The sequence below is a fragment of the Pseudomonas fluorescens genome (assembly GCF_041354075.1).
GTDB classification, from domain to species: Bacteria; Pseudomonadota; Gammaproteobacteria; order Pseudomonadales; family Pseudomonadaceae; genus Aquipseudomonas; species Aquipseudomonas fluorescens_CE.
The window spans coordinates 54704-66091 of record NZ_JARZGC010000027.1 but is presented as its reverse complement, the minus strand read 5'-3'; the positions used below and the strand labels follow the sequence as shown (position 1 = coordinate 66091).

The window sequence follows — 11388 nt, the reverse complement described above, 5'->3', positions numbered from 1 at the left end:
ACGGAGACGACGACGATTTCAGTCGCAACGCCTTTCTCTTTCAGGCGTACGGCTTCTTCCACTGCGATTTCGCAGAAAGGGTTCATCGACATCTTCACGTTGGCGAGGTCGACGCCGGAATTGTCCGCCTTGACGCGGACCTTGACGTTGTAATCGACAACGCGTTTGACAGCTACAAGAACCTTCATGGATTCCTCGTTACTCTCCGGTGAAAAGAAAGTCGCCTAGGCGTACCTGGCGGTTGATGCTCATCGGGCGCAAGGGCACCTCTAAAAACGCCGGCTTTTGTGTCAAGTGATGACCGCTCAAGTCGATCATGACCGTTCGTCAGTGGTGACTTATCGGTCATCCCTGCTCGCGGCGTGTAAACTGCGCGGCTAGCCCGCACGGCCCATCACCTTCTACTGCCATCGCCCTGTCTTTAGAGGTGCTCTTGAAACCACCAGTCAGCCTACGGCGAGCGCAAAACCGACCGTATCTTGACCGGAACACCTATTCCGGTCAATACGGCAAAATAGCCGTTCATAAGCCGCGTGACTTTGATTTATCTGGCTTGGAGCCATTTCAAACAAACGTTTGTATTGGACCCTGAGAGTGGTGTAGATATAATGCGCCACCCAGAGAGAAAGGTGGCTCATCGATTGTCCGCTTCCCCGCTCACGCAGGGATTCAGGGATGCGACACCAAACCTCCAATCAGAAAAAAACCGTTGAGCCTTGAGTAGGAGAAAACCTGTGGAACGCGAATACATGGAATTCGACGTCGTCATCGTCGGTGCCGGCCCCGCTGGTCTTTCCGCTGCCTGCCGTTTGAAGCAGAAGGCCGCTGAAGCCGGTAAGGAAATCAGCGTCTGCGTGGTCGAAAAAGGCTCTGAAGTCGGGGCTCACATCCTGTCCGGCGCGGTGTTCGAACCCCGCGCCCTGAACGAATTGTTCCCGGACTGGAAAGAACTCGGCGCCCCGCTGAACACGCCGGTTACCCGCGATGACATCTACGTTCTGAAGAACGCCGACAGCGCGCAGAAGATCCCGGACTTCTTTGTGCCCAAGACCATGCACAACGAAGGCAACTACATCATCTCCCTGGGCAACCTGTGCCGCTGGCTGGCCCAGCAGGCCGAGAACCTGGGCGTGGAAATCTACCCGGGCTTCGCCGCTCAGGAAGCGCTGATCGACGAAAACGGCGTGGTGCGCGGGATCATCACCGGCGACCTGGGTGTCGACCGCGAAGGCCATCCCAAAGACGGCCTGTACACCCCGGGCATGGAACTGCGTGGCAAATACACGCTGTTCGCCGAAGGTTGCCGTGGCCACATCGGCAAGCAACTGATCAAGCGCTACAACCTGGACAGCGATGCCGACGCCCAGCACTACGGCATCGGGCTCAAGGAAATCTGGGAAATCGACCCGGCCAAGCATCAGCCAGGCCTGGTGGTGCACACCGCCGGTTGGCCGATGGACATCATGGGCACCGAGAACACCGGTGGCTCCTTCCTCTACCACCTGGAAAACAACCAGGTGTTCGTGGGCCTGATCGTCGATCTTTCCTACAGCAACACCTACTTGTCGCCATTCGACGAATTCCAGCGCCTCAAGCATCACCCGGTGCTCAAGCAGTACCTGGAAGGCGGCAAGCGCATCAGCTACGGCGCCCGCGCAATCTGCAAGGGCGGCCTGAACTCGCTGCCAAAAATGGTGTTCCAGGGCGGTGCGCTGATCGGTTGCGACCTCGGCACCCTGAACTTCGCCAAGATCAAGGGCAGCCACACGGCAATGAAGTCGGGCATGCTCGCCGCCGAGTCCGTGGCTGACGCGCTGTTCGCCGACAAGGACGGTACCGAGCCACTGACCAGCTACGTCGATGCGTTCAAGAACAGCTGGCTGCACGAAGAGCTGTTCGCCAGCCGCAACTTCGGCGCTGCCATCCACAAGTTCGGCGCCATCGTCGGCGGTGGTTTCAACTGGCTGGACCAGAACATCTTCGGCGGCAAGCTGCCGTTCACCCTGCACGACAACAAGCCGGACTACGCCTGCCTCAAGCTCGCGGCCGATTGCAAGAAGATCGACTATCCCAAACCGGACGGCAAACTCAGCTTCGACAAGTTGAGCTCGGTGTTCATCTCGGGCACCAACCACGAGGAAGAACAACCCTGCCACCTGAAACTCACCGACCCGAGCATTCCGATCGGCAAGAACCTGCCGCTGTACGACGAACCGGCCCAGCGCTACTGCCCGGCCGGCGTGTATGAGGTGGTCACCAAGGAAGACGGTGAGAAGCGCTTCCAGATCAACGCCCAGAACTGCGTTCACTGCAAGACCTGCGACATCAAGGACCCGGCACAGAACATCACCTGGGTGACACCGGAAGGTGCCGGCGGCCCGACTTACCCGAACATGTAAGCCGAACGTCCGAACATCAAGGCTCCCGACACGGGGGCCTTTTTGTTACCCGCAATTCGTGCAGGAGCGAGCATGCTCGCGATGGAGGTCGAGACTCCACAGACATCCAGACCGCTCGCGTCACGTTAACGACCATCGCGAGCATGCTCGCTCCTACAGGAATCCGGGAGTTCGGGATACGATTTCATCCTCACGCCGCGCGCTCATCACCAGGATTGCGCTCGAAGTAACGCTTGTACTCGCGACTGAACTGCGAAGTGCTCTGATAGCCCACCCGATGCGCCACCTGCGCCACGCCCAACCCCTCTGCCAACAGCAATGTCTGCGCCTTGAGCAGACGCAGGCGCTTGAGATACTGCACCGGCGATAGCAGGGTGCTGCGCTTGAAATGCTCGTGAAAGGTCGAGGGGCTCATGTTCGCGCAACTGGCGAGCGTCTCCACATTCAGCGGCTCGGTGTAATGCTCGTGCAAATGGTTCAGTGAAGCCGCGATCCGGGCGAATTGCCCCTGCTGCTCCACCAAGGCACGCAACACATCCGACTGCGGCCCTCGCAGCGCCACAAACAACAGCTCGCGCATGCGCGCCGGCCCGAGGATCCGGCACTCCAGCGGATCGTGCAGACAGCGCAACAGCCGTTCGACACAGCCACGCATGGCGTCGTCCAGCACCGCCGAGGTCATCGACTCCGGCGTCTGCGCGACAATGCTGCGCCCCGCCACCAGCCCCATGGCCAGCACCAGTTCGCCGAGCACCACCCGGTCGATGGCGATGGAAACACCCAGCATGGGGCCATCAGGCGCCGAAAACGTTTCGCACTCGAACGGCACCGGAAGCGCCTGGATCAGGTAATGCCCGGCACCGTACTCCATCGTTCGCGGCCCCAGGTACGCCAGTTTGCTGCCCTGGGCGATGATCACCAGGCTGGGTTCGTAAATCTGCGGGCCACGGGCCACATCGCAACTGGCGCGCAGCACCTGCACCCCCGGCAGTGCCGTAGCGCTGAAACCTTCGGTGGCAGCCAGCGGCTGGATCAATGAAACCAGGGTGGCATTGGCATCGAGATGGCGGGTCAACGACATGGAAACTCTTCACAAAAAAGTCGCGGAACAAGGGAAAAATGCATCATCTCAGGTCTGACGGGCAATGCGACCCATCCAGGGTACATGCCGGAGGAATAGGCATGACACCCGGAGGAATGACCATGGCCGTCGCTCAAGACGACGCCCAGAATGCACCGCCTCTACTGTCACTGCTTCACGAGGTTCCTCATGTACACCGCCATCGGCTACGCTGCCCAATCGGCCTCCACGCCCCTCGCCCCGATGAAGTTCAATCGCCGCAGCCCAAGGGCCGACGACGTGGCGATCGAAATTCTGTATTGCGGCGTCTGCCATTCCGACATCCACCAGGCGCGCAATGAGTGGGGCATTGCCGTTTATCCGTTGATGCCAGGCCATGAAATTGTAGGCAAAGTCACCGCAATCGGTGCGAATGTCACCCAGCATCAAGTGGGTGATCTGGTAGGCGTCGGCTGCATGGTCGACTCCTGTCGTCAATGCGCTGCGTGCCAGGCCGACCTCGAACAATACTGCCTCGAGGGCCCGACCATGACGTATGCCACCCCGGACCGGGTCGATGGTAGCAACACCATGGGCGGCTATTCCGACAGCATCGTGGTCAGCGAACATTTCGTGGTACGCATTCCACAGGCACTCGATCCGGCCAGCGCGGCCCCCATCCTCTGTGCCGGCATCACCACCTATTCACCCCTAAAGCATTACGGTGTCAAAGCGGGCGACAAGGTCGGCATTCTGGGCATGGGCGGCCTCGGCCACATGGGCATCAAGTTCGCCAAGGCGATGGGCGCCGAAGTCACGCTGTTTACCCGTTCGGCAAGCAAGGCCGAGGAAGCTCGCCGCCAGGGTGCGGACCACGTGATCGTGTCCACCGATGCCGAACAGATGAAGGCGGCCGCAGGCCATTTCGACTTCCTGCTCGACACCATTCCGGTTCAGCACGACCTCAATCCCTACCTCGATACGCTGCGTTTCGACGGCGTGCACATCCTGGTCGGCCTGATCGAACCGGTCGACCCGCCGGTCCACGGGGGCAAGCTGGTAATGAGCCGTCGCGTGCTGGCCGGTTCGCTGATCGGAGGCATCGCCGAGACTCAGGAGGTGCTCGATTTCTGCGCCGAACACAAGATCACCTGTGACATCGAAATGCTCGACATCCGCCAGATCAACGAGGCTTACGCCCGCATGATCGCCGGTGACGTGAAATACCGCTTCGTCATCGACATGGCCACGCTGAAAGTCTGAGACCTAGACCTTCAGCCCCAGCTCCGCCGACAGCCGGGCGGTGACCCCTTTGATCAGGGGAATCAGCTCGGCCATCTTTTCCAGCGGCATGTACGGCACGGTGCTGGCAATGCTGATACCGGCCACGATGCGTTTGCTCGCATCGCGGATCGGTGCGGCGACGCAGCGGATCGACGGTTCATTGTCTTCCAGGTCGAAGGCATAACCGCCCGCCACGTACTCGACCATGCGCTGGCGGAACTGCTCCCAGGATTGCTCCGGGTGTTGCGGCCAGAACTGATTTTTCCCACCGACCGGCAGGCTGACTTCATACAGCCGTTGCCATTCTTCCTGTGCGTCATCGAGCATCAGCGCCTTGCCGATCCCGGTGCGTGCCAACGGCATGCGATGGCCGACCCGCGAACGCATTTCCGGGCCGTTGCGCCCCGGCGTCTTGTGCAGGTACAGCACCTCGTCGCCCTCGCGAATCGCCAGGTGAATGGTGTCGCCGGTCAGCGCCGACAATTCATCCAGGTAAGGCCCGGCCAGCGTCACCAGCGGCAGCTCTTCACGGGCCTGGAAACCCAGTTCGATCAACTTGGGCCCCAGCAGGTAACCGATCTGCGGCACCACCCGCAGGTAACGCTCGTCCACCAGACAACTGGCGAGGCGATGGGTCGTGCTGCGTGTCGTGCCGATCAGGCGGGCGATTTCCTTGAGATCGCGGGCGCCACTGGCTACGGCCTGCACCACACCCAGACCGCGAAGCAGGGTCTGGGTGCCGGTGGGCGCGGCGTCCTTGGGTGTTTTTGCGGCGTCTTCCTGCATATCCAGCCTTTACCGTTGAGCGAGAGAACGGGCGGCATTATGGTCGCCCGGGAGCTGCGACTACAACTTGATACGCTCGACCTTCCCGACCAGCAAGATGTAGGAAAGCGCTCCGATCAATGCCAGAACCGAGATGTAGGTAATGGCCGGGGCAAAGGAATTACCGCTGGCGAGGAAACCGATGACGATCGGCGTGGCGATCGCCGACAAGTTGCCGATGAAGTTGAAAACGCCGCCCGTCAGGCCCAGCAAGCGCGCCGGTGCCAGGGTCGAGACCAGTGACCAGGTGATGGACGCCAGGCCGTTACCGAAGAAGGCCAGCGCCAGGAAGGCAATCACCAGCGGTGTGGATTCGACGAAGTTGGCGCCGATGATCGAGGTGGAAATCAGCAAGCCACCAATGATCGGCAATTTGCGCGCAAAGCCCACGGTGTAACCGCGCCGGATCAGGAAGTCCGAGAAAAAACCCGAGCACAGCACGCCCACGAATGCCGCGAGAAACGGCAGCGACGCCAGCAAGCCGGACTTGATGAAGTCCATGCCACGATATTTCACCAGGTAGGTCGGGAACCACGTCAGGAAAAACCACAACGTCGAGTTGAGGCAGAACTGCCCGAGGTAGATGCCCCACAGCTTGCGTTTGCTCAGCACGATGCCGAGGTCCGTCCAGCTGAATTTGGCCTTGACCCTGGCTTGCTCAGCACCGATATCCACCAACCCGCCGCCCTCGCGAATCAGGTCGATTTCCGCTTCGTTCGCGCCCTTGAAATCCCGGGGCTCGCGATACACCGCATACCAGATCGCTGCCCAGAGAATGCCGACCGCGCCCGTGACGACGAACACCATGTGCCAGCCGAATTCATGCTGCAACCAGGCCAGCACGGGTGTCAGGAACGCCAGCCCGACGAACTGGCCGGAGGTGTAGAAACCAATGGCCGTCGCCCGTTCGCGCTCAGGGAACCAGGTGGTGACCACGCGGCTGTTGATCGGGTACGCCGGGGCTTCCAGGGCCCCGACCGCCATGCGCAGGACGAACAACGCGATGAAGCTGCCGGCGAAGCCGAGCATGACCGTGGCAATCGACCACAGCAGCAGTGCCGCAGTGTAGAGGATGCGTGGCGGTACGCGATCCACCAGCCAGCCGCCGGGGATCTGCATGGCAGCGTAGGTCCAGCCGAACGCGGAGAAGATCAGCCCGACGTGGATCGGATCGATGCCCAGGTCGCTGGTCAGTGCCGGTGCGGCGATGGACAGGTTGCTGCGGTCCAGGTAGTTGATCACCACGGTGATGAACAGCAGGACCATGATGAAAAAACGCTTGCGGCTGGGCGTCACCAACGACGCCTGCCCGGTGAGGGTGTGCGGTTGCATGGGGGTGCCTCTTGTTATGTTTATTGAGGTCGGATCTGAAGATTGGCGCTGGCCCTGTGGGAGCGGGCTTGCCCGCGATGGTGTGTCAGTCGACAACAATGCAACTGACATTCCGCTATCGCGAGCATGCTCGCTCCTACAAGGATTGGGAGTGGATCAGAGACCACTCACCACTCGGCAAAACTGCCATCGGCATGTCGCCAGATCGGGTTGCGCCAGCGGTGGCCGACGGCAGCGCGTTCGATGACGTACTCCTCGTTGATCTCGATCCCCAGGCCCGGGCCGTTGGGGATCTTGACCATGCCCTGCTCGTAGTCGAACACCCCGGGATCACGCACATAATCGAGCAGGTCGTTGCTCTCGTTGTAGTGAATGCCCAGGCTCTGCTCCTGAATGAATGCGTTGTAACAGGCCGCATCCAGTTGCAGGCACGCGGCCAGGGCAATCGGGCCCAGCGGGCAATGCAGCGCCAGCGCCACGTCGTAGGCCTCGGCCATGTTGGCGATCTTGCGCGTTTCGGTGATGCCACCGGCATGGGAGGCGTCGGGCTGGATGATGTCGACGTAGCCTTCGCTCAACACCCGCTTGAAATCCCAACGGGAGAACAGCCGCTCACCGAGGGCAATCGGCGTGCTGGTCAACGGTGCCAGTTCCTTCAGCGCTTCGTAGTTTTCGCTGAGCACCGGCTCTTCGATGAACATCAGCTTGTACGGATCAAGCTCCTTCATCAAAACCTTGGCCATGGGTTTGTGCACCCGGCCATGGAAGTCGACGCCTATGCCGACGTTCGGGCCGACCGCATCACGCACGGCGGCGACGTTGGCCAGGGCCAGGTCGACCTTTTCGAAGGTGTCGAGGAATTGCAGTTCTTCGGTGCCGTTCATTTTCACCGCGGTGAAGCCACGGGATACCGCTTCCTTGGCCGCGCGTGCGGTGTCCGCCGGACGGTCGCCGCCGATCCACGAGTACACACGAATCTTGTCCCGCACCTGACCACCGAGCAGATCGCTGACCGATACCCCCAGCGCCTTGCCCTTGATGTCCCACAGCGCCTGGTCGATGCCGGCCAGCGCGCTCATGTGGATCGCGCCACCACGATAGAAGCCGCCACGGTACAACACGGTCCAGATGTCTTCGATGTTGCGCGGGTCCTTGCCGATCAGGTAGTCGGACAATTCTTCGACGGCAGCCGCTACGGTGTGGGCGCGGCCTTCGACCACAGGCTCGCCCCAACCGGTCACACCCTCGTCGGTTTCGACCTTGAGAAAGCACCAGCGTGGCGGAACGATGAAAGTGGTCAGTTTGGTAATTTTCATCTGTTGTCTCTCTTGTTGGATGCAGCGCTCGCGGCGCCGAAAAAGTCTTAGCGAAGGGCTTTCAAGGCCGCCACGTAGGCCTTGGCATTGGCCGCCACCTGCTCAGGCGTCATGCCCGGCTTGAATAGCCCGGAGCCGAGGCCAAAACCCTTGACGCCGGCGTCGATGAACACCTGCATGTTGTCCGGTGTGATCCCACCCACCGGCGCCAGAATCGTGCCGGCCGGCAGCACCGCCAGCCAGGCCTTGACCACCGCCGGGCCCATTTGCTCGGCCGGGAACATCTTCAGCACATCAGCGCCCTCGGCCAGGGCGGCGAACGCTTCGGTCATCGTGGCCACGCCCGGCGACAGGAACAGCCCCGCCGCTTTCGCCGCGCGCAACACCTTGGCATCGCTGTGCGGCATGACGATCACCTGCCCGCCGGCGGCTTTCACTTGCTCGACCTGTTCCGGCGTCAACACCGTGCCGGCACCGATCAGGCAATCGGCCGGCAGGGTGCTGCGCAGGATGCGGATACTTTCGTACGGCTCGGGGGAATTGAGCGGCACTTCGATGACGCGAAATCCAGCGGCATACAGGACTTCGCCGATCGCCGCCGCTTCCTGCGGGCGCAGGCCGCGCAGGATGGCAATCAGGCCGTTTTGCGCCAGGGCTTGCTTGAGCATGTCAGACCTCCAGTCAGGTTTAACGGGATGGATATTGAGTGACCAGTCCGGCGGCGAGCGCCAACTGCCACAGGCCGCGTTCGGTGGCTTGTTCGGCCAGCGTCACACGAGAAAAGCCGCAGGCGTCGAGGGCCCGGCTGTAGCGGGAGCAGAGTTGGGAGTTGCCAATCAGGATGATCGATGGCAAATGCACGCCGGCGCGCCGACGACGCAGCACCTTGGCCAATGCAGTCAGCTCATGGCCGATCAGCAGGCCGGAGAGGTAGTCGGCTTGAGCGCCGGCGCTGAGTTCGCCGGTCAGACCGAGGGTGCGGGCACTGAAGAGGGTCGACAACGGGCCGATCTCGCCCTCCGTCGACAGCGCCACTTGCACGCCACGGTCGAACGCCGCGCCATCGAAAGGCGCCCCGCGTTGCTGGGTACGCCCCAGAATGCTGTGGTCGCTGAGCACGGCGAAGACTTCGCCGGTCATGAAGGTGTCGAACTGCACAATGCAGCCGTCGGCCACTTCCACCCATTTCGAGTGGCTGCCCGGCAGGCCGATCAGCAAGTCGTCGGCCGCCGCCACCGGCAGATTCTTCAGCACGCCGAGCACCTGGGTTTCTTCGCCGCGCATCACATTCGGCAGGCGCGAACGCTGGATCACACCGGGCACGATGTGCACATCGACGCCGCGAACACTGCGCACGGTTTGCAGGGAGGTGCCGAGGTTGGCGACGTTCGCGGGCGTGTCGCGGTAAACCGCCTCGCGCCAGCCCTGGGCACTGCCGACCATGCCGCAGGCAATCACCGGCAAGCCCGGCTGCGCATCCAGCCAATCGCCGCAGGCCTCGTCGAAGGCCAGTTCAAAACCGTCGGAGCACACCTGACCGGCAATGGTTCGCGGGGTGTGCGGCAGTTGCATGATGCCGCAGGACAGCGACCGCTGTTCCAGCACCTGGCCACCTGCAGCGAGTTTGTAAGCACGTAATGAGGTTGTCCCCCAATCGAGCGCGATCAATTGCGCCAGCATCGCTTCACCTGTTCTGTTTATTGGCAGTGAGTGAGCTGGACTATAAACCCGCCCGGGGACAAATCTCAATATATAAATATCACTCCCATATATTGGGACAAGGACAAAAAAAGATCGCACTCCTCAGCAGCGCCTGCGGGCTGCCGGACAGTGCGATCCTTTGCCGTCGATTACTTGCCTTGGGCGAACTCGCGCAACACGGCGCCATCCATCCGGTAGCGCACCCACTCTTCCTGCGGCTGGGCGCCCAGTGACTTGTAGAAGTCGATGGCCGGCGTGTTCCACTCCAGCACGCTCCACTCGAAACGCCCGCAATCATTGGCGCAGGCGATTTTCGCCAGGTGGCGCAACAAGGTCTTGCCCGCACCGCCACCGCGCTGATCCGGCGTGATGTAGAGGTCTTCGAGGTACAGGCAATTGCTGCCCAGCCAGGTTGAATAGCTGAAGAAGAACACCGCAAAACCGATCGGCACACCGTCGCGCAGGCAGATCAGACCATGGGCCGTGGCGCCTTCGCTGAACAGGCTGCGCTCGATGTCGGCAACGCTGGCGATGACTTCGTGGCGAGCGCGCTCATAGTCGGCCAGTTCGGTGATGAACCCGAGGATTTGCGGGGCATCGCTCGGGGTCGCCGGGCGGATCTCGATGGTCATTGGACGGGCCTTGGTCAAAATTGAAAGTGCCATGTTAAGTCGACGCGCTGTTCGCGTCACAGACATTCTGCGCGCGGCCCGGCCGTAACCGTTCGTCGTTCATCAGGCACCAATCGAAATCGAGGGCGGACCAACATCAGGTAAGGACCTCAATTGAAATAGATGGAGACGACACCATGATCATGTCCCGATTGACTGCCCTCACCCTCGCTTCGCTGTTGTCCTGCGCTGCGTTTGCCGACACCACCGCTTCCGGCACCGGTCCAACCGACCCGGTGACAAAACCGCAATCTCCCGCCATCCAGAGCGCACCCGGGTTGAACACCGACGGCACGAGTGTCGATCACAACCTGCCGCCGTCCACGGGCACCGACCCACGAATCCAGGGCAATGATACGGGCCGTCAAGGTGGCATGAACGCCCCCGGCGCCACACCTGATAACGCCGGTCCTGGCACCGGTTCCAAAACCACCACCGGTGGTTCCGGTTCCGAAGGCGGCGCCAGCCAGTAAATCGAACTCACGACCAATCAACAGCCATGAAGAGGTAACCATGAACGTCGATGAAAACCTTGAGAAAGAAGTCCTGACCCGTCTGCTGCATGCCCACCCAAGCGGGCTGGGCAAAGAGGTCCTGGACAATTACCGGGGGGAGAAGGTCGTGGCCAGCACCCTCGCCACCTTGCAGGAGCGCGGGCTGATCCAGCAGGGTCATGTGGTGTGCAACGAGGCTGGCGAGCATTCGTTGAATCTGCCGATCAAACTCAGCGCTGCCGGTGTCGAGGCTGCGCGCAAGCTGGATGCCTGATACCCGCCAGATCGGGTCGCCGCCGCCTGCGG

11 protein-coding genes and 1 pseudogene are annotated in these 11388 nt (G+C 61.5%); 4 read left to right on the top strand and 8 right to left on the bottom strand.

Annotated features, from left to right (window positions below):
* Positions 1 to 188 (bottom strand): annotated as a pseudogene (locus QIW53_RS24685) (electron transfer flavoprotein subunit beta/FixA family protein); the annotation flags it as partial.
* A 546-nt stretch (positions 189 to 734) separates the two neighbouring features.
* Between QIW53_RS24685 and QIW53_RS24680 the strand changes: the two are divergent.
* Positions 735 to 2399 (top strand): electron transfer flavoprotein-ubiquinone oxidoreductase, encoded by a 1665-nt coding sequence (locus QIW53_RS24680; protein ID WP_371052167.1) that lies wholly within the window; start codon positions 735 to 737, stop codon positions 2397 to 2399.
* A 190-nt stretch (positions 2400 to 2589) separates the two neighbouring features.
* On the opposite strand, the gene QIW53_RS24675 is transcribed toward QIW53_RS24680, so the two are convergent.
* Positions 2590 to 3480 (bottom strand): AraC family transcriptional regulator, encoded by an 891-nt coding sequence (locus QIW53_RS24675; protein WP_371052166.1) that lies wholly within the window; start codon positions 3478 to 3480, stop codon positions 2590 to 2592.
* 189 nt (positions 3481 to 3669) lie between these two features.
* On the opposite strand from QIW53_RS24675, the gene QIW53_RS24670 reads away from it, so the two are divergent.
* Positions 3670 to 4722 (top strand): NAD(P)-dependent alcohol dehydrogenase, encoded by a 1053-nt coding sequence (locus tag QIW53_RS24670; RefSeq protein ID WP_371052165.1) that lies wholly within the window; start codon positions 3670 to 3672, stop codon positions 4720 to 4722.
* 3 nt (positions 4723 to 4725) lie between these two features.
* Here QIW53_RS24670 and QIW53_RS24665 read toward each other — a convergent pair whose 3' ends face one another.
* The 6 genes from QIW53_RS24665 to QIW53_RS24640 all read right to left on the bottom strand — a co-directional run bounded on the left by QIW53_RS24665 (position 4726) and on the right by QIW53_RS24640 (position 10549).
* Positions 4726 to 5529 (bottom strand): IclR family transcriptional regulator, encoded by an 804-nt coding sequence (locus QIW53_RS24665; protein WP_371052164.1) that lies wholly within the window; start codon positions 5527 to 5529, stop codon positions 4726 to 4728.
* A 60-nt stretch (positions 5530 to 5589) separates the two neighbouring features.
* Positions 5590 to 6900 carry an MFS transporter gene (locus tag QIW53_RS24660; RefSeq protein WP_371052163.1) on the bottom strand — a complete coding sequence of 437 codons (1311 nt, stop codon included), beginning with the start codon at positions 6898 to 6900 and terminating at the stop codon, positions 5590 to 5592.
* Positions 6901 to 7067: 167 nt separating this feature from the next.
* Positions 7068 to 8216 carry a galactonate dehydratase gene (dgoD, locus tag QIW53_RS24655; protein WP_201193095.1) on the bottom strand — a complete coding sequence of 383 codons (1149 nt, stop codon included), beginning with the start codon at positions 8214 to 8216 and terminating at the stop codon, positions 7068 to 7070.
* Positions 8217 to 8263: 47 nt separating this feature from the next.
* Complete coding sequence (locus QIW53_RS24650; RefSeq protein ID WP_371052162.1) at positions 8264 to 8884, bottom strand: 2-dehydro-3-deoxy-6-phosphogalactonate aldolase; 621 nt, start codon at positions 8882 to 8884, stop codon at positions 8264 to 8266.
* 19 nt (positions 8885 to 8903) lie between these two features.
* The gene (locus QIW53_RS24645; protein WP_371052161.1) at positions 8904 to 9896 is read right to left on the bottom strand and encodes a 2-dehydro-3-deoxygalactonokinase; all 993 of its coding nucleotides are present in this window, start codon (positions 9894 to 9896) and stop codon (positions 8904 to 8906) included.
* Between the two features lie 170 nt (positions 9897 to 10066).
* Complete coding sequence (locus QIW53_RS24640; protein WP_371052168.1) at positions 10067 to 10549, bottom strand: GNAT family N-acetyltransferase; 483 nt, start codon at positions 10547 to 10549, stop codon at positions 10067 to 10069.
* A 176-nt stretch (positions 10550 to 10725) separates the two neighbouring features.
* Here QIW53_RS24640 and QIW53_RS24635 point away from each other — a divergent pair, with 176 nt between their 5' ends.
* Positions 10726 to 11061, top strand: coding sequence for a hypothetical protein (locus QIW53_RS24635; protein WP_371052160.1), 336 nt, complete (start codon positions 10726 to 10728; stop codon positions 11059 to 11061).
* Positions 11062 to 11101: 40 nt separating this feature from the next.
* Entirely contained in the window at positions 11102 to 11356 is a 255-nt protein-coding gene (locus tag QIW53_RS24630; protein WP_371052159.1) for a hypothetical protein, read from the top strand.
* Positions 11357 to 11388: the final 32 nt, after the last annotated feature.

Bases quoted from the DNA above. Each gene is read 5' to 3' on its own strand.
- QIW53_RS24640 (WP_371052168.1), bottom strand. From the start codon at position 10,549: ATGACCATCGAGATCCGCCCGGCGACCCCGAGCGATGCCCCGCAAATC.
- QIW53_RS24645 (WP_371052161.1), bottom strand. From the start codon at position 9,896: ATGCTGGCGCAATTGATCGCGCTCGATTGGGGGACAACCTCATTACGT.
- QIW53_RS24635 (WP_371052160.1), top strand. From the start codon at position 10,726: ATGATCATGTCCCGATTGACTGCCCTCACCCTCGCTTCGCTGTTGTCC.
- QIW53_RS24630 (WP_371052159.1), top strand. From the start codon at position 11,102: ATGAACGTCGATGAAAACCTTGAGAAAGAAGTCCTGACCCGTCTGCTG.
- QIW53_RS24660 (WP_371052163.1), bottom strand. From the start codon at position 6,900: ATGCAACCGCACACCCTCACCGGGCAGGCGTCGTTGGTGACGCCCAGC.
- QIW53_RS24675 (WP_371052166.1), bottom strand. From the start codon at position 3,480: ATGTCGTTGACCCGCCATCTCGATGCCAATGCCACCCTGGTTTCATTG.
- QIW53_RS24650 (WP_371052162.1), bottom strand. From the start codon at position 8,884: ATGCTCAAGCAAGCCCTGGCGCAAAACGGCCTGATTGCCATCCTGCGC.
- QIW53_RS24670 (WP_371052165.1), top strand. From the start codon at position 3,670: ATGTACACCGCCATCGGCTACGCTGCCCAATCGGCCTCCACGCCCCTC.
- dgoD (WP_201193095.1), bottom strand. From the start codon at position 8,216: ATGAAAATTACCAAACTGACCACTTTCATCGTTCCGCCACGCTGGTGC.
- QIW53_RS24665 (WP_371052164.1), bottom strand. From the start codon at position 5,529: ATGCAGGAAGACGCCGCAAAAACACCCAAGGACGCCGCGCCCACCGGC.